Annotated in this window: 16 protein-coding genes and 1 pseudogene; 11 read left to right on the forward strand and 6 right to left on the reverse strand. The window is 73.1% G+C overall.

Annotated features, from left to right (window positions below):
* Positions 1 to 39 precede the first annotated feature (39 nt).
* The 6 genes from ACFYM6_RS31855 (at position 40) to ACFYM6_RS31880 (ending at position 7,635) form a co-directional block, all read left to right on the forward strand.
* Entirely contained in the window at positions 40 to 1,719 is a 1,680-nt protein-coding gene (locus ACFYM6_RS31855; protein WP_387281173.1) for an ABC transporter substrate-binding protein, read from the forward strand.
* Positions 1,720 to 1,836: 117 nt separating this feature from the next.
* Positions 1,837 to 2,967, forward strand: coding sequence for an ABC transporter ATP-binding protein (locus ACFYM6_RS31860; protein ID WP_387281174.1), 1,131 nt, complete (start codon positions 1,837 to 1,839; stop codon positions 2,965 to 2,967).
* Positions 2,964 to 3,944, forward strand: coding sequence for an ABC transporter permease (locus ACFYM6_RS31865; RefSeq protein ID WP_387281175.1), 981 nt, complete (start codon positions 2,964 to 2,966; stop codon positions 3,942 to 3,944). Before ACFYM6_RS31860 ends, ACFYM6_RS31865 begins: the two co-directional genes overlap by 4 nt.
* Positions 3,945 to 3,947: 3 nt before the next feature.
* The gene (locus ACFYM6_RS31870) at positions 3,948 to 5,003 is read left to right on the forward strand and encodes an ABC transporter permease (RefSeq protein ID WP_387281176.1); all 1,056 of its coding nucleotides are present in this window, start codon (positions 3,948 to 3,950) and stop codon (positions 5,001 to 5,003) included.
* A gap of 115 nt (positions 5,004 to 5,118) precedes the next feature.
* Complete coding sequence (locus ACFYM6_RS31875; RefSeq protein ID WP_387281177.1) at positions 5,119 to 6,126, forward strand: ABC transporter ATP-binding protein; 1,008 nt, start codon at positions 5,119 to 5,121, stop codon at positions 6,124 to 6,126.
* A gap of 42 nt (positions 6,127 to 6,168) precedes the next feature.
* Positions 6,169 to 7,635: a GH1 family beta-glucosidase gene (locus tag ACFYM6_RS31880; protein ID WP_387281178.1), complete on the forward strand. Its 1,467-nt coding sequence runs from the start codon at positions 6,169 to 6,171 to the stop codon at positions 7,633 to 7,635.
* Positions 7,636 to 7,888: 253 nt separating this feature from the next.
* On the opposite strand, the pseudogene ACFYM6_RS31885 reads toward ACFYM6_RS31880, so the two are convergent.
* Positions 7,889 to 8,941, reverse strand: a pseudogene (locus tag ACFYM6_RS31885) (ROK family protein); the annotation flags it as partial.
* A gap of 168 nt (positions 8,942 to 9,109) precedes the next feature.
* Here ACFYM6_RS31885 and ACFYM6_RS31890 point away from each other — a divergent pair.
* Positions 9,110 to 10,465, forward strand: a complete 1,356-nt coding sequence (locus tag ACFYM6_RS31890; protein WP_387281179.1) for a glycosyl hydrolase family 18 protein — start codon at positions 9,110 to 9,112, stop codon at positions 10,463 to 10,465.
* A 271-nt stretch (positions 10,466 to 10,736) separates the two neighbouring features.
* On the opposite strand, the gene ACFYM6_RS31895 is transcribed toward ACFYM6_RS31890, so the two are convergent.
* The 4 genes from ACFYM6_RS31895 to ACFYM6_RS31910 all read right to left on the reverse strand — a co-directional run bounded on the left by ACFYM6_RS31895 (position 10,737) and on the right by ACFYM6_RS31910 (position 13,754).
* On the reverse strand, positions 10,737 to 11,618 hold the full coding sequence (locus ACFYM6_RS31895; RefSeq protein WP_387281180.1) for an NAD(P)-dependent oxidoreductase: 882 nt from the start codon (positions 11,616 to 11,618) through the stop codon (positions 10,737 to 10,739).
* Between the two features lie 92 nt (positions 11,619 to 11,710).
* The gene (locus tag ACFYM6_RS31900) at positions 11,711 to 12,406 is read right to left on the reverse strand and encodes a class I SAM-dependent methyltransferase (RefSeq protein ID WP_387281181.1); all 696 of its coding nucleotides are present in this window, start codon (positions 12,404 to 12,406) and stop codon (positions 11,711 to 11,713) included.
* Positions 12,403 to 13,083, reverse strand: coding sequence for a DUF2064 domain-containing protein (locus tag ACFYM6_RS31905; protein WP_387281182.1), 681 nt, complete (start codon positions 13,081 to 13,083; stop codon positions 12,403 to 12,405). The genes ACFYM6_RS31900 and ACFYM6_RS31905 overlap by 4 nt, the downstream gene beginning before the upstream one ends.
* A complete protein-coding gene (locus ACFYM6_RS31910) occupies positions 13,080 to 13,754 on the reverse strand; it encodes a glycosyltransferase family 2 protein (RefSeq protein WP_387281183.1) in 675 nt (224 codons plus the stop codon). Before ACFYM6_RS31910 ends, ACFYM6_RS31905 begins: the two co-directional genes overlap by 4 nt.
* A 146-nt stretch (positions 13,755 to 13,900) precedes the next feature.
* On the opposite strand from ACFYM6_RS31910, the gene ACFYM6_RS31915 reads away from it, so the two are divergent.
* Entirely contained in the window at positions 13,901 to 15,286 is a 1,386-nt protein-coding gene (locus tag ACFYM6_RS31915; RefSeq protein WP_387281184.1) for a hypothetical protein, read from the forward strand.
* A gap of 55 nt (positions 15,287 to 15,341) precedes the next feature.
* Here ACFYM6_RS31915 and ACFYM6_RS31920 read toward each other — a convergent pair whose 3' ends face one another.
* Positions 15,342 to 16,403, reverse strand: coding sequence for an NAD-dependent epimerase/dehydratase family protein (locus tag ACFYM6_RS31920; protein WP_387281185.1), 1,062 nt, complete (start codon positions 16,401 to 16,403; stop codon positions 15,342 to 15,344).
* Positions 16,404 to 16,667: 264 nt separating this feature from the next.
* Between ACFYM6_RS31920 and ACFYM6_RS31925 the strand changes: the two genes are divergently transcribed.
* The 3 genes from ACFYM6_RS31925 to ACFYM6_RS31935 form a co-directional block, all read left to right on the forward strand.
* A complete protein-coding gene (locus ACFYM6_RS31925; protein WP_387281191.1) occupies positions 16,668 to 17,996 on the forward strand; it encodes a molybdopterin-dependent oxidoreductase in 1,329 nt (442 codons plus the stop codon).
* Entirely contained in the window at positions 17,989 to 18,462 is a 474-nt protein-coding gene (locus ACFYM6_RS31930; protein WP_387281186.1) for a hypothetical protein, read from the forward strand. The genes ACFYM6_RS31925 and ACFYM6_RS31930 overlap by 8 nt, the downstream gene beginning before the upstream one ends.
* 412 nt (positions 18,463 to 18,874) lie before the next feature.
* A partial coding sequence (locus tag ACFYM6_RS31935) for a S8 family serine peptidase (RefSeq protein ID WP_387281187.1) occupies positions 18,875 to 20,934 on the forward strand: 2,060 nt, incomplete at its 3' end.

Genomic DNA, 20,934 nt, shown 5'->3' on the forward strand with positions numbered 1-20,934 from the left:
CAACGAACCCACCGAACCCACCACGACCGGGAGGAACACATGCGCGTCAGACGCAGCCTCGCCCTCGCCCTGGCGAGCGTGACGGCGTTGGCAACGCTCGCCGCCTGCGGCGACAGTCCGAACGCGAACAAGAACAAGGGCCAGGCGGCCACCGTGCTGAACGCCGGCATGCCGAACGGCCCGCAGGCCGAGAACCACAACCCGTTCCTCACCACCTCGGCCGCCGCCTCGCTGGGCTACCGCTGGCAGATCTACGAGCCGCTGATGATGTGGAACCCGGTCAAGCCGAGCGACCCGATGAAGCCGTGGCTGGCCACCAAGGCCGAATGGTCGCCGGACTACACCTCGGTCAAGGTCACCATCAGGGACAACGCCACCTGGTCGGACGGCCAGAAGCTCACCGCCGAGGACGTGGCGTTCACCTACAACCTGGTCAAGAAGTACCCGGCGCTGAACGACCAGGGCGTGCCGTACACGGACGCGACGGCGAGCGGCAACGAGGTCACCATCAAGATCGCCAGCCCGCAGTTCGTCAACCAGCAGAAGGTCCTGTTCCGGGTGCCGATCGTCCCCAAGCACATCTGGGAGAAGATCAGCGACCCGACGACCGACCCCAACAAGCAGCCCGTCGGCAGCGGCCCATACACGCTGAAGTCCTTCACCCCGGCCACCACGACCCTGACGGTGCGGGACGGCGGCTACTGGCAGGACCTGCCGAAGGTCAAGGAGCTGCGCTTCACGTCGTACACCGACAACAGCGCGCAGACCACCGCCCTCGCCAACGGCGAGTCGGAGTGGAGCTTCGTCTTCATCCCCAACTACAAGGCCGTCTTCGTCGACAAGGACCCGGCCCACCACAAGGTGTGGGCGCCGCCGGTCCTGGGCATCCACGGCCTGTACGTCAACACCACCAAGAAGCCGTTCGACGACCCGGTGCTGCGCCGGGCGATGAACATGGTCATCGACCGCGAGGACATCTTCAACACCGCCGAGGCCGGCTACTTCCACCCCCTCGTGAAGAGCGTGACCGGTCTGCCCAGCCCCGCCGGTGACACGTTCATCGCTGCCGAGTTCAAGGGCCAGGAGCACAAGGTCGACGTCGAGGGCGCCAAGGCGCTGCTCACCGGCGCCGGCTACCAGCTCGACGGCAACACCCTCAAGGACAAGACCGGCAAGCCCGTCAAGCTGACCCTGACCGACCCGGCCGGTTGGTCCGATTACCAGACCAGCCTCGAGATCGTGCGGGACAACCTGTCCAAGATCGGCATCTCGGCCACGGTCGACAAGGCCAACCAGGACGCCTGGTTCCGCAACGTCGAGCAGGGCAACTTCGACGCGACCTTCCGGTGGACCGAGGGCGGCGCCACGCCGTACGACATCTACCGGACCATCATGGACGGCTCGCAGCTGAAGCCGATCGGCACCGCCTCCCCCGCCGGCAACTTCGGCCGCTTCAACAACCAGCAGGCGACCGATGCCCTGCGGTCCTACGCCAATGCGACGGACGAGGCCGCCCGTACCGCCGCGATGAACACGCTGCAGAAGATCTTCGTCGAGCAGATGCCGATGATCCCGGTCGGCGCGGACAACATCGGTGGCGCGTACAGCACGAAGAACTGGACCGGCTGGCCGGACGACGCCGACCCGTACGGCGCGCTGCAGCCCACCCAGCCCAACGCGCTGGACGTGGTCCTACACCTCAAGCCCGCCGGCAGCTGACCCACCAACACCGCCTCCCCGGTCGGCCACGGCCGACCGGGGAGGCCTACTCCCACGTTCGCAACCGGTCACCGCGCACCCCTCGGTGACAGACACCCCAAAGACAGGAAACTCGGCATGACGTTGAGCGAAAGCACGGCGGCGCCGGTCAACGAAGTGGTGCTGGAAGCCGACGGCCTGACCAAGCATTTCCCCGTCCGCAGACGGCTGCGCGACCTCGTCTCCCGGGCGCCGGCAGCCGTCCACGCCGTCGACGACGTATCGTTCGCGCTCCGCAGTGGCCGGGTGACCGCGCTGGTCGGTGAGTCCGGATCCGGCAAGTCCACGGTGGCCCGGCTGCTGGCCCAGCTCTACCGCCGCACCGCCGGCGACATCCGGCTGCACGGCGTATCGACCCGGGTCCACGGCGGCCGGGCGTTCCGGTCGTACGTACGACGCGTCCAGCTAATCCTGCAGGACCCGTTCGCGTCGCTCAACCCGGTGCACACGATCCGCTATCACCTGACCCGGTCGCTGCGCATCCACGGCAACGCCGGCCGCACCGCCGAGGACCTGGACCGGGCGCTCGCCGATCTGCTCACCCGGGTCAGCCTCACGCCGCCCGAGCGCTACCTGGACGCGTTCCCGCACGAGCTCTCCGGCGGTCAGCGGCAGCGCGTCGCGATCGCCCGGGCGCTCGGCGCCGACCCGGAGGTGCTGCTCGCCGACGAGCCAGTCTCCATGCTCGACGTCTCGATCCGCCTCGGCGTGCTCAACCTGCTGCGGGACCTCAAGGAGCGGCTCAACCTGGCCATCCTGTACATCACGCACGACATCGCGTCGGCCCGGTACTTCGCCGACGAGACGATAGTGATGTACGCCGGCCGCATGGTCGAGGGCGGCGACAGCGAGACGGTCACGCAGCGCCCGGCCCACCCGTACACTTGCCTGCTCATCGAGTCGGCACCCGACCCCGACAGCATCACCGGCGCCGCAGCCGCCACCGCGCAGGACCGGGGCAACGGGGAGCCGCCGAGCCTCATCCGGCCGCCGGCCGGCTGCCGGTTCCACCCGCGCTGCCCGCACGCCATGCCGCGCTGCTCGGTCGACCTGCCGCCCCGGCTGGAGATCGCCGACCGGCCCGGCCACTGGGCGGCGTGCTGGCTCTACGATCCGGCCACCGTCGGCGCCGAAGACGCCGGTTCCGTCCCGCCGCCCTCGGCGCCGGCCCGTCGGGACGGCAGCGCCACTTCGGGGGAGACTCGATGAAGTTCCTGCTCCAGCGCATCGCCTTCTACCTGTTCACGGCGTGGGCGGCGATCACGCTCAACTTCTTCATCCCGCGCATGATCCCGGGCGACCCGGTCCAGGCCCTCATCTCACGTAACCAGGGCCGGATCAGCGCGGACGCCATCCAGTCCCTACGCGTGCTGTTCGGACTGGACAAGAACCAGAGCCTCGCTGAGCAGTACGTCGACTACTGGAAGCAACTCCTCCACGGCGACCTCGGGCTGTCATTCACGTTTTTCCCGACGCCGGTGTCGACGGTCATCGGCGACAGCCTGCCGTGGACCGTCGGCCTGGTCGGCATCACCACGATCGTCAGTTTCCTCCTCGGCACGGCACTCGGCGTCGGCGCCGGCTGGCGGCGCGGCTCGTGGATCGACGCCCTGCTGCCGGCCACGACGTTCCTCTCCTCGATCCCGTACTTCTGGCTGGGTCTCGTCGCGATCGCCCTGTTCGCCGGGCCGGGCAGCTTCTTCCCGTCGTCCGGCGGCTACGAGCCGGGTCTCGTGCCGGCGTTCGACCAGTACTTCATCCCGAGCGCGATCCAGCACAGCATCCTGCCGGCCGCCACCATCCTGGTCTCCTCGATGAGCGGCTGGCTGCTCAGCATGCGCAACATGATGGTCACCGTGTCGTCCGAGGACTACATCACGGTCGCCCACGCGAAGGGCCTGTCGGAACGCCGGGTGGCCCTGAGCTACGCCGCCCGCAACGCGCTGCTGCCCAACGTCTCGGGCTTCGCGCTGTCGCTCGGGTTCATCGTCGGCGGCACCCTGCTCGTGGAGATCGTGTTCTCGTACCCGGGTCTCGGCTTCCAACTCTTCCAGGCGGTCGGCTACAAGGACTACCCACTGATGCAGGGGATCTTCCTGATCATCACGATCTCCGTGCTGGTGGCGAACCTCATCGCCGACGTCGCGTACCTGCTTCTCGACCCGCGGACCCGAAAGAGTGGCTGAACGATGACGATCTCACCGTCGAGTATCGAGCAGGTCATCCCCGGCCAGGGCGCGATGGCCCAGCCGTCGGCCGCACCGGGCCGGACGAGGCGGCGCCGGTTCCGCTTCCTGAGCAACGCCAAGACCGCGACCGGCCTGGTCGTCCTGGCCGGCTACGGCCTCTTCGCAATCATCGGGCCGTGGGTGGCCCCGTACGACCCGGACGGTCGCAGCGGCGACATCCTGCAGGCGCCGTCGGCCAGGCACTGGTTCGGCACCACGCATCTGGGTCAGGACATCTTCAGCCAGATCCTGGTCGGCACCCGCAGCGTCGTCCTCGTCGGTCTGTTCGCCGGCGTCCTGGCGACGATGCTGTCCATCGTCATCGGCGTGACGTCCGGCTACCTCGGCGGGTTGGCCGACGAGGCGGGCTCGGCGCTGTCCAACGTGTTCCTGGTGATCCCGGCGTTGCCGCTGATCATCATCGTGACGTCGATCGTCGACCAGGCCAGCGACACGTTGGTCGCGCTCATCATCGCTTGCACCTCGTGGGCGTGGGGCGCCCGGGTGCTGCGCGCCCAGACGCTGTCGCTGCGCCGCCGCGACTATGTCGAGGCGGCGCGGGCCACCGGCGAACGGACCTGGCGCATCATCGTGTTCGAGATCCTGCCCAACCTCACCGCGATCATCGCGTCCGGCTTCGTCGGCACGGTGATCTTCGCGGTGATGTCGGAGATCACGCTCGCGTTCATCGGCATCTCGTCGGTCTCCTCGTGGAACTGGGGCACCATCCTGTTCTGGGCGCAGGGCCAGCAGGCCCTCGCCCAGGGCGCCTGGTGGTGGTTCGTACCGGCCGGGCTGGCCATCGCGCTGCTCGGCACCGCCCTCGCGCTGATCAACTTCGGCATCGACGAGTTCGTCAGCCCTCGGCTGCGCAGCGGCGGCCGGGCCCGGATCCGTACCGCCGACGGGCGCACGGCGCGGATGCGGGTGGGCTTCACCCCCGTCCTGGCGCCGACCGCAGCCGTCCCGGCCCCGCGCCGGCGGCCCGCCGTCGCAAGAGAAGGAGGAGACCGGTGAGCGCGAGGAGTGCAAGCGAAGCGGAGCCCCGCAGCCGCGAACGAAAGAGGGCACCGATGAGCGCGAGGAGTGCAGCGAAGCGAAGCCCCGCAGCCGCGAACGAAAGAGGGCACCGATGAGCGAACCGGTCCTGGAGGTCCGCAAGCTCCGCGTCGACTACGGGCTCGGCGACGAGGCGGTACACGCCGTCCGCGACGTCGACCTGACCCTGCACCGGGGCGAGGTGCTGGGGCTGGCCGGGGAGAGCGGCAGCGGCAAGTCCACTCTGGCGTACGGGCTGACCCGGCTGCTGCCGCCACCCGGCGTGGTCAGCGGCGGGCAGGTGATCTACCACCCGCTCGATGGCACCCCGGTCGACGTGCTGACCCTGACCCCGGCGAAGCTGCGGCAGTTCCGCTGGGCGGAGACGTCCATCGTGTTCCAGGGCGCGATGAACTCGCTCAACCCGGTGCACCGGGTCTCCACCCAACTGCTCGACGTGATCAAGGCGCACGAGCCGAGAAGCACGGCGGCGGGCCGGCTGGCCCGGGCGCGGGAGCTGCTGCGCCTGGTCGGCATCTCCGCCGACCGGCTGGACAGCTACCCGCACCAGCTCTCCGGCGGGATGCGGCAACGGGTCATGATCGCCATGGCGCTGGCGCTGGAACCGCAGGTCGTCATCATGGACGAACCGACCACCGCGCTCGACGTGGTGATGCAGCGGCAGATCCTCGGCCAGCTCGCCGAGCTGCGGCAACGGCTGGGCTTCGCGGTGCTGTTCATCACCCACGACCTGTCGCTGCTGGTCGAGTTCTCCGACCGGATCGCCATCATGTACGGCGGCCGGATCGTCGAGGAGGCCCCCGCGGCCGAGCTGTACCGGCGGGCCCTGCACCCGTACACCGACGGGTTGCTGCACTCCTTCCCGGCGCTGCGCGGCCCCCGGCGCGAGCTGACCGGCATCCCCGGCTCCCCGCCGGACCTACGCGCCATGCCGAGCGGATGCGCGTTCCACCCGCGCTGTCCGAAAGCGTTCGGCCCGTGCGACAAGGAGTTGCCGCCGCTGGGCCCGCCCGGCGACGACCGCCCCGGGCGCGCCGTCGCCTGCTGGCTGCATCCCGCCGCCGAGCCGGTCCCCCGCTGACCACCACCGCCCGACCGAACACCCGTGACCGCGAGGAGAACCATGGACACCGACCTCACCCGCCCGGCGACCACCGACGGCTCCAGGTCGCGGCGCGGCGTCAGACGCGCCGAGCTGGAGTCGTCGCCCGGGCAGACCGACCCGATCGACACCCTCCCGCCGACCTTCCGGTGGGGGGTGGCGACCTCGTCGTACCAGATCGAGGGGGCGGTGGCCGAGGACGGACGCACGCCGTCCATCTGGGACACCTTCTGCCGCGTTCCCGGGGCGGTGGCCAACGGCGACACCGGCGACGTGGCCTGCGACCACTACCACCGGATGCCGCAGGACGTCGGGCTCATCGCCGACCTGGAGCTGGACACGTACCGCTTCTCGGTGGCCTGGCCGCGGGTGCAACCGGGCGGGCGCGGGCCGGCCAACCCGGCCGGGCTGGCCTTCTACGACCGGCTCGTCGACGAGCTGCTCGGGCGGGGCATCGACCCGTGGGTGACCCTCTACCACTGGGACCTGCCGCAGGAGCTGGAGGACGCGGGCGGCTGGCCGCACCGGGACACCGCGTACCGGTTCGCCGACTACGCCGAGCTGGTCTTCGCCGCGCTCGGTGACCGGGTGAAGACCTGGACGACGCTGAACGAGCCGTGGTGTTCGGCGATGCTCGGCTACGCGTACGGCCAGCACGCCCCGGGCCGGCAGGACCTGGGCGACGGGATCGCCGCCGCCCACCACCTGCTGCTCGGCCACGGGCTGGCGGTGCAGCGCCTGCGGGCGGCCGCGACCGGTCCGATCGAGCTGGGCATCACGGTCAACCTGGCCACCGCCGACCCGGCCACCGACAACCCGGCCGACCGGGACGCCGCCCGGGCCTCCGACGGGCTGGGTAACCGGCTCTACCTGGACCCGCTGTTCCACGGGCGCTACCCGGTGGACGTTGTGGCGGACCTGGCCGCCGAGGGCGTCCGGCTCCCGATCGAGGACGGCGACCTGGCGGTCATCTCGTCCCCGATCGACGTGCTCGGCGTCAACTTCTACTTCGGGCAGCTCTTCTCCGGGGTGGACGAGCGGGGCCGGGAGCGGGACGACGAGGGCCGGCCGGTGCGGCGGGTGGTCCGGCGGGACCTGCCCCGTACCGCGATGGACTGGGAGATCGTGCCGGCGTCCTTCACCGACCTGCTGGTGCGGCTGAGCCGGGACTACCCGGGCGTGCCGCTGGTGGTCACCGAGAACGGGGCGGCCTTCGACGACCGGCCGGACGCCGACGGGTTCGTGGCCGACGACGATCGGGTGGCGTACCTGGCCGAGCACCTGCGGGCGGTGGCCCGGGCGCGGCAGGCCGGGGCCGACGTGCGGGGCTACTTCGCCTGGTCGCTGCTGGACAACTTCGAGTGGGCGTACGGCTACGACAAGCGGTTCGGCATCGTCCGGGTGGACTACGACACCCAGCGGCGTACGCCGAAGCGCAGCGCGCACTGGTACCGCGACACGGTCCGGCGGGTGCGCGGGCAGCGCTGATCCACGGCCGGGGCGGTCGCGCGGGATCCTCCCGGGTGGCCGCCCGGACTGGCCGCCGGGCGTTGTCGCCGGCCCGGCGGCTCAGCGGGTCCGGGTCCGCGGGCGCGGCGCCGGGCGCGCCGGGGTCACCCGGGCGGCCGGCTCGCGCGGCACGCCGCCGTCGCGCAGCAGCCGGGCCATCGGCAGGGTGGCCGCCCATCGCGACCGCGTCCGGTCCGAGCCGGCACAGCTCGATCGAGGCCTGGGCGTACGGCTGGCGCAGCGCGTGCCGCGCGGTGGCCGCGCGGATCTGCGGCAGGTAGCGCTCGCCGAGGGCCAGGCCGGCCCAGCCGCCGAGCACCACCCGCTCCGGGTTGAAGAGGTTGACCAGGGTGGCCACCCCGGCGCCGAGGTAGCCGACGGTCTCGTCGAGCACCTTCGCCGCCGTCCGGCCGGTGGACCGGAGCAACTCGCCGAAGGCGCTCTCCTCGTCGCCGCCGGCGGCCGGGCGGCCCCGGTTGGCCTGCCGGAACCGGTCGAGGACGCCCTCCGCCCCGACGTAGGCCTCCAGGCAGCCGAGGTTGCCGCAGCGGCAGCGGCGCCCGCCGTACACGATGGTGGTGTGGCCCCACTCGCCGGCGCTGCTGTGCGCGCCGCGGTAGCCCACCCCGTCGGCGACCACGCAGGCCCCGACCCCGGAGCCGACCAGGGCGATGACGGCGTGCCGGACGCCGCGGCCGGCACCGAACCACATCTCGGCCTGGCCGAGGGTCTTCGCGCCGTTGTCGATGTGGACCGGGACGTCGGTGCCGGCCCGCAGCATCGCGCCGAGCGGCACGCCGTCCCAGCCGAGTGTCTGGGCATGCACGACGGCGTCGGCGGTGCGCTCGACGGTCCCGGCGACGGCGACGCCGAGGCCGAGCACGGCGGCCGGGTCGACGCCGGCCTGCTCGATCACCGCGTCCAGGCCGTGCCGCAGGTGGGTGGCCACGTCCTGCGGATCGGGCTCGGCGGCGGCGATCGGGTACTCGGCCTTGGCCAGGGCGGTCATCGCCAGGTCGAAGAGCTCGACCTGCACCCGGGTCTCACCGACGTCGGCGCCGACCAGGTAGCCGTAGCCGGGGGCGACGCGCAGCAGCACCCGGGGGCGGCCGCCGTCGGACTCGACCGACCCGGCCTCCTCGACGAGCCCCTCGGCGATCATCTCGCCGACCAGGTTGCTCACGCTGGCCAGGCTCAGCGCGGTGGTCTGGCCGAGCTCGTGGCGGCTGAGCGGGCCGTCCAGCCAGATCCGGGTGAGCAGCAGCGACCGGTTGGCACGGCGCATGTCGCGCACGGTGGTGCGTCTGGCGTCCACGTCCGCCGCCGTCCTCTCCCCGGTGCCGTCGTCGGGCGGCACCGTTCACGCCATGAACCAAGCGCTGACAGCGTACTGCGCATTTACATTTAACAAAGTTAACTGATAACCTCCGACGCATCGATGAGGAGGTATGTCATGCGACTTCGACGCGGGCTGACCGCCCTGCTCGGCGGCGCCGTACTGCTCGCCGCCACGGCCGCCCTGACGGCCACCACCGGCCTCGCCGCGACCGCCGGCCAGACCGCGCTGGCGGCCTGCTCCGGCGTACCGGCCTGGGCCGAGGGCGTCACCTGGTCCGCCGGCAGCCGGGCCACCTACACCGGCCGGCTCTACCAGGCGCTGCAGACGCACACCCCGCCGCCCGGCGCCGGTTGGACCCCGCCGGCCACCCCGGCGCTCTGGTCCGACCTTGGCGCCTGCGACGGCGCCCCGTCCCCCACGCCGACCGCATCGTCCCCCTCGCCGAAACCCACCCCGACCCCCACGTCGACCCCGTCGCCCACCCCCACCCCGTCGAGCCCGCCGCCGGGCGGCGACACCTGCGCGCTGAAGTCCCGGCCGGCCGGCAAGGTGCTCCAGGGCTACTGGGAGAGCTGGGACGGCGCGGCCAACGGCGTGCACCCCGGGCTCGGCTGGATCCCGATCACCGACTCGCGCATCCGGACGCACGGCTACAACGTGGTCACCGCCGCCTTCCCGGTGATCCGCGCCGACGGCACCGTGCTCTGGGAGAACGGCATGGACGCCGGGGTCAAGGTGCCCACCCCCGCCGAGATGTGCCAGGCCAAGGCCGCCGGCCTGACCATCCTGCTGTCCATCGGCGGCGCGACCGCCGGCATCGACCTCAGCTCGACCGCGGTCGCCGACCGGTTCGTCGCCACCGTCGTGCCGATCCTCAAGCGGTACAACTTCGACGGCATCGACATCGACATCGAGACCGGCCTCACCGGCAGCGGGAACATCAACCAGCTGTCCACCTCGCAGGCCAACCTGGTGCGGATCATCGACGGGGTGCTCGCCCAGATGCCCGCCGGGTTCGGCCTCACCATGGCCCCGGAGACCGCGTACGTCACCGGCGGCAGCGTGACCTACGGATCCATCTGGGGCGCGTACCTGCCGATCATCAAGCGGTACGTGGACAACGGCCGGCTCTGGTGGCTGAACATGCAGTACTACAACGGCAGCATGTACGGCTGCTCCGGCGACTCGTACTCGGCCGGCACCGTGCAGGGCTTCGTCGCGCAGACCAACTGCCTCAACACCGGACTGGTCGTGCAGGGCACCACCATCCGCGTCCCGTACGACCGGCAGGTCCCCGGCCTGCCGGCGCAGTCCGGCGCCGGTGGCGGGTACATGACCCCGTCGCTGGTGGCGCAGGCGTGGAACACCTACCAGGGCCGCCTGAAGGGGTTGATGACCTGGTCGATCAACTGGGACGGGTCGAAGGGCTGGACCTTCGGCGACAACGTCAAGGCCCTCCAGGGTCGCTGACCCGGGCCGGGGCCCGTTCACCGACGGGCCCCGGCCGCCGGAAGCGGGGCGGACAGGGCGGGCGGACGCGTCCTTGACTGCACCACGTGGAGCCGGACGTCCTCCTGGACCGGCTCGACGAGACGGCCGCCCGGGGAGGTGACCATGGTCGACAGCCGGGGGCGGGGCCGACGGAACGCTGACCGCCTGGGGTGCTGGCGGTGCTGCTCTGCGGCTGGCTCGGCCTGCACGCGCTCGCCTCGCCGTAGGAGAGCGCGAGCCCGTCCGGGGGTCAGGTCCGCCCGGTGGGCTGGGACAGCGCCCGGGTGACCACGGTCAGATCCGCCGCACCGAGCCCCTGGCCCACGGCGCGCTGCCACTCCGCGGCCAGGCATTCGGCGGCGAGGAACCGGCCCTCCTCGACCTCCCGCAACACCAGGTTCACGTCCTTGAGCGCCAGGGTGAGGGGGTACTGGGTCGTGTAGTCGTCCCGGCCGATCCGGTCCAGCTTCTCGCCGGCCCAGGGCGACAGCAGCGGGCTGCCACGCAGGGCGCCCAGCACGGTCTCGCGGTCCAGGGCGAGGGCGTCACCGAGCGCGACCGACGCGGCGAGCCCCTCGGCGACGAAGGCCAGCAGCAGGTTGTTCACCAACTTCAGCCGGGAACCGGCGCCGACCGGCCCAACCCAGACCGTCTGCTGCCCGACCGCGTCGAAGACCGGGGCGACCCGGTCGCGGACCTCTGCCGGCCCGGAGGCGAAGACGACCAGCTTCCCGTGCTCGGCCGGGCCGCGGCTGCCGGCCACCGGGGCATCCAGCAGCACGACGTCGGGACGCTCCGCCGTGACCTGCCGGGCGAACTGTTCGGTGTCGGTGACGCCGATGGTGCTCATCTGGGCCCAGACCGCGCCCTCGGCCATCGCGGCCAGCATCCCCTGGTCGAAGGCGATGGAACGGATGGCGTCGGCGTCGGTCACCATGGTCACCACGACGTCCGCCCCACGGGCCGCGTCGGCGGGGCTGGCGGCCACCTCCGCGCCCTGGTCGCCCAGCCGGCGGGCCGGCTCGGGGTGGCGGTTCCAGACGACCGTCGGCAGACCGGCCCTCAGCACGTTGCCGGCCATGGGCGCGCCCATCCCGCCGAGCCCGATCATCGCCACCCGTGGCTGCGCCATCCGTCCCCCGTTCCACCTCACCGGCAGCGTAGGTCAGCGCGGGCGGCCGTGGCTCCGAACGACGAGATCCGCACCGCGACCGGCGTGACCCGTCACAACGGACGGACCAGTTCCCCGAACCAGCGCCGGCCCACCTCGAACGTGTCCCGGACGGCCAGCCCGGCGGCGTGCGCCGTGTCGTGCACCGCCACCGTGTCCAGCCGGGCCCAGCGGAACGCCCCGCTCCGGCACACCTTCCCCTGCGGTGAGCGGGAGGCCAGCCTGGCCTGCCCCCGCCACAGGCCGGGCCCGGGGGGTTCCAGTTCGACGACGACTGAGCCGCCGGCCCGGATCAGCTCCCGGCACCGGCCGAGCAGGAGGATCGGGTCGCCGCCGATGCCGATGTTGCCGTCGATGAGCAGGACGTGTGCCCAGCGTCCCTCGCCGGGCAGCGGCCCGAACACGTCCCGGTGGAGGGCGACGGCACCGCGCGCCCGGGTGAGCCGCACCGCGTGGGCGGAGACGTCGACCCCGACCGCGGCGTGCCCGGCGCGGGCCAGGGCGAGGGTGAGGCGTCCTGGGCCGCAGCCGATGTCCAGGGTCGGGCCCGCGCACCGGGCGACCACCGCGGCGGTCGCCGGCTCGGGCGGACCGTGCCAGCGCCGGACCGGCAGCACGCTGCGCCGACCGTCGTCCTGCACGAGCCAGTGCGCGCCGGGCTGCGCTTCGAGGGCGGCGGCGAAGACGTCCTCACCCCCGCCCGCCGCGGCCGCCCACCGGCCGTCCGTGCCGAGGGCGTGCAGTGTCACCGGTGCCCGCCGGGCACCAGCGTGGGGTGCGGCGCCGATACCTGGTACGCGAACCGGGTCTCCGGCGCCTCGGCGGCCACCGCGAGCGCGTCGGGCCAGGTGTCGACGTCGCGCAGCACCGGCAGGGTCAGCGTGCGCAGCCCGCGCCGGTCGAGGGCGGACCAGGTGCGCTCGCCGGTCTCCGGGGTGGACATCGGCACCGCCCGCAGCGCGTCGGCCTGGCGCGGATCGCGCAACCCCAGCGCCCACCATCCGCCGTCCACCGCCCGGCCGAGCACCGCGTCGGCCAGGTCCAGCCGCTGGAACGCCGCGAGCAGGTGCCCGGCGGTCACCTGCGGGGTGTCCATGCCGATCTGCAGCACCGGCCGTCCGGGCCAGGCCGCTGCCACGTCGGCGTGGGCGTTGGCGATCCGGTCGGCCAGGTCCCGACCTCGCTGCGGCAGCACCGTCCAGCCGATGAGCGCCGCGGTCAGGCCGGCGCCGCCCTCGCCGTCGGCGAGGCGTCCGCGTACGGCCAGGACCGGCGTCACCCCCGGCACGGCCCGGACGGCGTCGAGGGTGTCCCGGAGCGCGGCGGCGGCGATCCGGGCGGCCTGACCGGGGGTGGCTGGTGGGCAGAGCCGGGTCTTCACGGCCCCCGGCACGGGCGCCTTGGCCATCACCAGCAGCACCGTCACCGGGATCCGCCCACGCTGCGCAGGACTCCGGCGAAGTCGCGGGTGGCGCGCAGCGTGCCGCGTACCGAGCCGGAGACCTTGGAGCGGGTGCCGGCGGCCCGAGGGGCGTAGCTGACGTCCAGCTCCTGGATCCGCCAGCCGGCGGCGGCGGCGCGGATCAGCAGTTCGAGGGGGTAACCGAAGGCCCGGTCGGTGACGCCCAGGGCGAGCAGCGCCTCGCGGCGGGCCACCCGGATCGGGCTGAGGTCGCGTAGCGGCACGCCCCGGTGCCGCAGCAACGCCGCGATGAGCGCGGTGCCGGCGCGGGCGTGCCACGGCCAGGCCCCGGCGGAGACGGGCCGTCGCCGGCCCACGGTCAGGTCGGCGGCGCCGCCGGCCACCGGGGCGACCAGGGCGGGAAGTTCGGCGGGGTCGAAGGATCCGTCGGCGTCGAGCACGCAGACCAGATCCGCCTCGGCGGCCACCAGCCCGGTGTGCACGGCGGCGCCGTAGCCTAGGCGGGGCTCGGGCACCACCCGGGCCCCGTGCCGGGCGGCGACCTCCGCCGAGCCGTCCCGGGAGCCGTTGTCCACCACGATCGCCCGGTAGCCGGGCGGCAGCGCGGTGAGCACGCCGGGCAGGGCGGCGGCCTCGTCGAGGCACGGCAGGACCACGTCGATCGGTGTGGACATACCGACGACGCTAGGCCGCCACCTGGGCCGCGGCAGGCAGATCGGACCTTACGGATCTGTTACCGGCGGACTGATTCTTACCGGACGGTGACGATCCGGCGGTTCGCCGGTCACCCGTCCCGGGAAGGCCGTACCGTCCGGTCGGCATGAGAACGACCACGAGGCCCGTCGCGTCCGGGCGGGCGCCGACCCGCTGGCGACGCGCCGACCTGACGGTGCTGGGCGTCGAGGCGGCGCTGGTCGTGCTGGCCGCCGCGGTCGGCGCGGTCCTCAACGCCCGCGGCGTGGGCCTGCACGCGGACGCCGCCCCGCTGTACGCGACCTGGCGGCCGCACCTCGGCTGGGGCACCCCGGCGGCGGTGCTGGTCGCGGCCGGGGTGGTCGGCGTCGGGGTGCGGTGGGCCGGCGCGGCGCGCTGGGGCCCGCTGCTCGGCCTCGCCTACCTGGCCTCGGTGGCGTGGGCGCTGTCGCTGGCCCTGGTCGACGGCTGGTCGGCCGGGTTGACCGAACGGCTCACGCCGCAGGCGGAGTACCTGCACGAGGTGCCCGGGATCCGGGACGTCCCGGCCACGCTGGCCGGGTTCACAGGACGGATCCTGGACTTCCAGCCCGACTCCTGGTCGACCCACACCGCCGGGCACCCACCCGGCGCGCTACTGGTATTCGTGGGGCTGGACCGGATCGGGCTCGGCGGGGGCACCGCTGCCGCACTGGCCTGCGTGCTGGTGGGCGCGAGCGTCACCGTCTCGGTGCCCGTGGCGCTGCGCTCGCTCGGCGCCGACGCCGCGGCCCGCGCGGTCCTGCCGTTCCTGGTGCTGCTGCCCGGGGCCGTGTGGGTGGGGGCGTCGGCGGACGGGCTGTTCGCCGGCGTGGTCGCGGCAGGTCTGGCGCTGCTGGCGGTACGCGGCCGGCTGGCCCCGGCCGTCGGTGGGCTGGTGCTGGGCTACGCGCTGTACCTGTCGTACGGCTTCGTGCTGGTCGGCCTGCTGGCGCTGGTGGTGCTGGCACTGCGTCCGGCAAACCGGATCGCCGCGCTGCTGTCCGCGGTCGCCGGAGTCGCCGGGGTGGTGGTGGCGTTCACGGCGGCGGGATTCTGGTGGTGGGACGGCTACCAGCGGGTGGTGGAGCGCTACTACCAGGGCTGGGCGGCCGACCGCCCCTACGGCTACTGGGTCTGGGCGAACCTGGCGGCGCTGGTGCTGTCCGCCGGCCCGGCGCTCGGGCCGGCGCTGCGCCGGGCGGTGCTGGCCGGAGTCGCGGCGGTGCGGCGGCGCGGCCCGCGCGCCTGGCTCGTCGGGTCGGTGGCCGCCGCCGGGCCGACGGTGCTGCTGCCGGTGGCTGCGGCGGCGGTGGTGCTCGCGGCTGACCTGTCCGGGCTGAGCAAGGCCGAGGTGGAGCGGATCTGGCTGCCGTTCGCGGTATGGCTGCTGGTCGCCACCACGCACCTGCCGCCGGCGACCCGCCGCTGGTGGCTGGCCGGGCAGGCGGCGACCGCGCTCGCGGTCAACCACCTGCTGTGGACGGTCTCCTGACCCGCGGCGCGGCCCGGCGTCGCCCGCGCTGCCGCCACGACGGGCGGCGCGGCGGTCAGGCGTGCACGGCCGCCGGCTCGCGCAGCGGGTCGGTGGCGAAGGCGGTGACCCCGTCGGCGAAGCCGACCCGCGCGGTGTAGCCGAGCAGGTCGGCCGCCCGACGCGGATCGGCGACGACGTGCCGCACGTCGGCGGCGCGGGCGCCACCGACGACCAGCGGCGCCGGCCCGGCCATCGCGGCGGCCAGGGCCGCGGCCAGGTCACCGACCGTGCGCGGCTCGCCGGAACAGACGTTGACCGGCACCAGCGGTTGCGGCGGCGGCGTGGTGAGGGCCAGCAGGTTGGCCCGCGCCACGTCGGTGACGTGGACGAAGTCCCGCCGCTGCCGGCCGTCCTCCAGCACCCGCGGCGGCCGGCCGGCCGACAGCTCGGAGCGGAAGATCGAGGCCACGCCGGCGTACGGAGTGTCGCGGGGCATCCGGGGCCCGTAGACGTTGTGGTAGCGCAGGGCCCACACCCCGCCTCCGGTCTGCCGCGCCCAGGCGGCGGCCAGGTGCTCCTGGGCCAGCTTGGTCGCGGCGTACGTGCTGCGCGGCTCCAGCGGGGCGTCCTCGGGCACCAGCGCGGGGCTGAGGATGCCGGCGCACTGCGGGCAGGTCGGGTCGTAGCGGCCGGCGGCCAGGTCGGCGGGGCGGCGCGGGGCGGGTCGCACGGTGCCGTGCCGGGCGCACTCGTAGCGGCCCTCGCCGTAGACGACCATGGAACTGGCGAGCACCAGCCGGCGCACCCCGGCCCGGTGCATCGCGGCCAGCAGCACGGCGGTGGCGTAGTCGTTGTGGCTGGCGTACTCGGGGGCGTCCGACGGGTCGAGGCCGTGCCCGACCATCGCGGCCTGGTGGCACACCGCGTCGACGCCGGGCAGCAGCCGGTCGAGCAGGTCGGGGTCTCGGACGTCGCCGACGATCGGGCCGTGCCGCCGGGACCACTCGGGCAGTTCGCCGCCGTGTGCCTGGGGCAGCAGCACGTCCAGCGCCACCACCTCGTGCCCGTCGGCGGCGAGCAGGTCGGCGACCTGCGAACCGATGAAACCGGCCGCGCCGGTGACGAGTACCCGCATGCCGGTCAGGGTAGGTCGATAGGCGGTCGCGGCGGGCCCGGTCGGCCAAGCCGTAAGGACCTGGCAACATCGCGGTCCGCGGGCCGGTAAGCGTTCCGTAATTCGGCAAACCGGGTCCGGCCGACGAGGCCGCCCGTAGCCTGCCGGAGAGGGATCCGGTCGGCCGGCCGCCGCCGGGCGTCCCGGCGTCGGCAGTCGCGAGGAGGAACGGTGAGCGCGGAGAGCTCTCCCCCGGCCGGGGGTCCCCCGGTCGGGTCGGGGCGCGTGCCACCCGGTCGGCCGGCCTACGGTTTCCCCCGGCGGTGGTGGGCGTTCCTGGCCGAGCATCCCCCGCCCGGCGCGGCGACCGTGAACCGGCGGTGGCGCAGCCCGCTGCGCGGCCCGTGGCTCACCGCCATGTACGGGGTGGTCCTGCTCGTCGGCCTACCGCTGGTGTTCCTCACCGGGTTGCTGGACTACCTCGCCTACTCCCCGCAGTTCGGCCAGGCGTTCCCGCGTGACGTCGGGTGGCTGCGGCTGCCGCCGTTCGACTGGCCGACCCGCCCGTCCTGGCTGTTCCGCCTCACCCAGGGCCTGCACGTGGGGCTCGGGATCACGCTGATCCCGATCGTGCTGGCCAAGCTCTGGTCGGTGCTGCCGAAGCTGTTCGACTGGCCGCCGGCCCGCTCGGTGGCGCAGGTGCTGGAGCGGCTGTCCCTGCTCCTGCTGGTCGGCGGGATCCTCTTCGAGATCGTCACCGGCCTGCTCGACATCCAGTACGCGTACCTGTTCGGCTTCGACTTCTACACCGCCCACTACTTCGGCGCCTGGGTGTTCGTCGCCGCGCTGGTCGCCCACGTGGCGCTCAAGCTGCGGCGGATGCGCACCGCGCTGCGGTCCCGCTCGCTGCCCGAGGAGCTGATCACCTACCGCGCGGCGACCCGGCCCGAGCCGCCGGACCCGGACGAACTGGTGGCCGCCCGGCCCGGGCCGCCCACGATGAGCCGGCGCGGCGCGCTCGCCCTGGTCGGTGGGCTGTCGCTGCTGCTCGCCGCCCTCACCGTCGGCCAGCACCTCGACGGCCCGTGGCGGCGGACCGCGTTGTTGCTGCCCCGGGGGCGGCAGCCCGGGGCGGGCCGGACCGGCTTCCCGGTCAACCGGACCGCGGCCGCCGCCGGCGTCCGGGCCGCCGACACCGGGCCGGGCTGGCGGCTCACCCTGCGCGCCGGCGGGCGTACCGTCGCGGTGGACCGCGCCGGCCTGCTGGCGATGGCCCAGCACACCGTCACGCTGCCGATCGCCTGCGTGGAGGGCTGGTCGACCGTGCAGACCTGGACCGGGGTACGGTTGCGCGACCTGGCCGCCCTCGTCGGCGCGGACGGGATCGCCGCCGCGCACGTGCGGTCCCTGGAGAAAGCGGGGCTGTTCAAGCAGGCGACCCTGCAGGCCAACCAGGTCCTCGACGCGGACTCCCTGCTCGCCCTGCAGGTCAACGGCGTCGACCTCTCCCTCGACCACGGCTACCCGGCGCGGGTCATCGTCCCGGCCCTGCCCGGCGTGCACTGCACGAAGTGGGTGGCGGAGATCGAGTTCCGGAGCCGAACCGGTGGGTGACCTGGCGGCCCGGTTCCGGGCGGCGTACGGGGCACCGGCCGGGCACCTGCTGCTGCTCGTCGGCGCCTTCGCGGTCGCCGGGTGGGTGGCGCTGCGGCTCGCCGCGGAACCGACCGCCGGCCGGATGCTGGTCTGGTTCGTCGGCGCGGCGATCGCACACGACTTCGTGCTGTTCCCGATCTACGGGCTGGCGGACCGCGTGCTGCAGCGCGCGCTCGGCACCCACGGCGTGCCGGCGGCGGGGCCCGCATTGCTGAACCACGTCCGGGTGCCGGCCCTGGCGTCGGGCCTGCTGTTCCTCGTCTACCTGCCTGGCATCCTGCGGTTGGGCCGGCCGACCTACCTGGCCGCGTCCGGGCAGGACCAGCGGCCGTTCCTCGCCCGCTGGCTGCTCGTCACGGCCGCCCTGTTCCTGGCCAGCGCCGTCGGCTACGTGCTGCGCCGGTGGTGGGCGCGGCGCCGCTGAATCATCGGCCGCCGTCGGCGAAGGGGACCGGTTGGCGCTGTTCATTGCCGAATCGGGTGCCCGCCACGATGATGCGAGGCGATGCGCAATCTGCGTCCTGCCCGGGCTGCGGCATTTCGGTGACGGCCGATAACGGACCGAATCACAGTATTTTCCGTGTCCACTCGCAGCCCGCCCGTCGAATCGGGTGTCCTGCGATGTTTTGCCTGCTGGGCCGCGCCTCGATCCGGTTTGGCGAGCACCGCCCGATGCCCGGGTGCGGGCTGGCCGGTCAGGAGTGGTTCGACCTCCGGCGATTACCTCAGAGGTAGACGGAAATGTAGCCGCCAACGCCTTGCTCCGATATGGGCGGAGGGATACGATCCCGCCGAAACGATCTTGGAGAGGGGCTAAAGTGTCGACCGCGAAACGTATGAAAACGGGGCTGATCGCGGCGCTGACACCGATTGTGGTGCTCGGCGTCGTCGCTCAGCCGGCGCGGGCGGACGTGTCCGCGCCGCCGATCAAGACCTACGAGGGAGATCCCGGCCGGCTCGGCGACCCGGCGAGCTGGCGCACCGCTGAGTTCAACCGGGACGCCGGTCTGGTGTCGATGGGAGCGGAGTTCGCCTACGCCGCCGGTTACTCCGGCGCCGGGATGAACATCGGCGTCATCGACTCGGGCGTCTTCGCCGGGCACGTCCGGGAGCACGGCAGCCTGGAGACGAACTACGCCGTCGGAGACCGCTACTTCTCGGTGGAAGCCCAGGGTGGCGAGACCGGCCCGACGTCGGGGTTCTACAACCAGGCGTACAACGACAGCCACGGCACGCACGTCACCGGGACCATCGGGGCCAGCCGCGACGGTGTCGGCGAGACGCAACCGGGCGGACCCGCCGCCAACATGCACGGGGTCGCGTTCAACAGCAACGTGTACATGGGCAACACCCACAAGACGGACGGCGTGCTCTACGGTCTCCTGCCGGCGACCGCGACCGCCGCCCAGAAGCCGGACGACGCCTACCTCGCCAACGTCTACCGGGCCGTGAACGCCGCCGAGACGGCGAACGGCAAGCCCGTCAGGATCATCACCAGCAGCTGGGGCAGCCAGCCCAACACGGAGAACTACAACACGTACGACACGCCGCCCGGCAGCCCCGCGGGCTTCGGGTTGAACACGGCGTGGCGCCTCTGGTCCACCCCGGACGGCGTCGTCGACGCGAACGGCAGCACCGTCCGCTGGCTGAACGGCGCCATCGACGCCGCGCGAACCGGCACGGTCATCCAGTTCACCGCCGGCAACAGCGGCTACGTGAACCCGTCGCCGCGCGGTGCCGCGCCGTACTTCCTGCCCGAACTGGAGGGCAGCTGGTACACCACCTCGGGGATCAACCCCACGGTGGGGCGCACGTTCAACCCGGACGGGTCCGTCCTGGTGCCGGGTCAGCAGACGTTCAACCAGTGCGGTGTCGCGAAGTGGTCCTGCGTGACGGCGCCGAGCAACGGGATCAACAGCACCACCGTGTCGGTCGTCAACGGGGTGCCGGAAGCCCGCTACGGGAGTTCGTCGGGAACGTCGATGGCCGGGCCGCACTCGGCGGCCGCGCTGTCGCTGATCATGCAGCGCTTCCCGTACCTGACCAACGAGCAGGCGCTGTACACGATGTTTACCACCGGCCGGCAGAACAACACGATCAGTGACGCCGCCGGCGTCGCCGTGCCGAACCCCACCCGGGGCCAGATCGTGCAGGTTCCGGACAGCCGCAACGGCTGGCACACGGTCAGCCTGCGGGAGGCCATGAAGGGCCCGGGCCAGTTCCTGGGGCCGTTCGTCGTCGACACGCAGGGACAGAGTGACGTGTGGTCGAACGACATCTCCGACGTCGCGATCCGGGCGCGTCAGCAGGAGGACGCCGCCGAGGCGGCCGCCTGGGCGGCGACCAAGGTCGCCAAGGGCTGGACGCAGGGTCTGCCCGCCGACGCGAGCGAGGCCGACAAGTCGGACTACACCATCGGGACCCGCCGCGAGCAGGCCCGCAACGCCCGCGCCTACGAGGGCAGCCTCACCAAGCGTGGCGAGGGCACCCTGTTCCTCACCGGCAACGAGACCTGGCACGGGACCAGCACCGTCCTCGGCGGCAAGCTCTCGGTCGTCGGCTCGCACGCGAGCTCGATCGACGTGCGCGGCGGGACGCTCGGCGGCAGCGGCAGCGTGGCGGACAGCGTCACCGTCACCGGCGGCGTGCTGCGGCCCGGTCTCGCGGCCGACGAGGCGGCGCAGATCACCGATGCCGCCGTCGCCCCGGGCAACGTCCTGAACGTTGGCGGGAACGTGACGATCGGCAACGAGGGTCGCGTCGCCGTCACCATCTCCGGCGACCACGACTACACCAGCGTCCGGGCCACGGGCGCTCTGGCGCTGGCCGGAAACCTGGACCTGGACGTGCGCGGCCCGCTCACCCCCGGCACCGTGCTGACGATCATGAGCGGCAG

Source organism: Micromonospora sp. NPDC006431, from assembly GCF_042870725.1.
GTDB lineage: Bacteria > Actinomycetota > Actinomycetes > Mycobacteriales > Micromonosporaceae > Micromonospora.

Bases quoted from the DNA above. Each gene is read 5' to 3' on its own strand.
- ACFYM6_RS31855 (WP_387281173.1), top strand. From the start codon at position 40: ATGCGCGTCAGACGCAGCCTCGCCCTCGCCCTGGCGAGCGTGACGGCG.
- ACFYM6_RS31860 (WP_387281174.1), top strand. From the start codon at position 1,837: ATGACGTTGAGCGAAAGCACGGCGGCGCCGGTCAACGAAGTGGTGCTG.
- ACFYM6_RS31865 (WP_387281175.1), top strand. From the start codon at position 2,964: ATGAAGTTCCTGCTCCAGCGCATCGCCTTCTACCTGTTCACGGCGTGG.
- ACFYM6_RS31870 (WP_387281176.1), top strand. From the start codon at position 3,948: ATGACGATCTCACCGTCGAGTATCGAGCAGGTCATCCCCGGCCAGGGC.
- ACFYM6_RS31875 (WP_387281177.1), top strand. From the start codon at position 5,119: ATGAGCGAACCGGTCCTGGAGGTCCGCAAGCTCCGCGTCGACTACGGG.
- ACFYM6_RS31880 (WP_387281178.1), top strand. From the start codon at position 6,169: ATGGACACCGACCTCACCCGCCCGGCGACCACCGACGGCTCCAGGTCG.
- ACFYM6_RS31890 (WP_387281179.1), top strand. From the start codon at position 9,110: ATGCGACTTCGACGCGGGCTGACCGCCCTGCTCGGCGGCGCCGTACTG.
- ACFYM6_RS31895 (WP_387281180.1), bottom strand. From the start codon at position 11,618: ATGGCGCAGCCACGGGTGGCGATGATCGGGCTCGGCGGGATGGGCGCG.
- ACFYM6_RS31910 (WP_387281183.1), bottom strand. From the start codon at position 13,754: ATGTCCACACCGATCGACGTGGTCCTGCCGTGCCTCGACGAGGCCGCC.
- ACFYM6_RS31915 (WP_387281184.1), top strand. From the start codon at position 13,901: ATGAGAACGACCACGAGGCCCGTCGCGTCCGGGCGGGCGCCGACCCGC.
- ACFYM6_RS31920 (WP_387281185.1), bottom strand. From the start codon at position 16,403: ATGCGGGTACTCGTCACCGGCGCGGCCGGTTTCATCGGTTCGCAGGTC.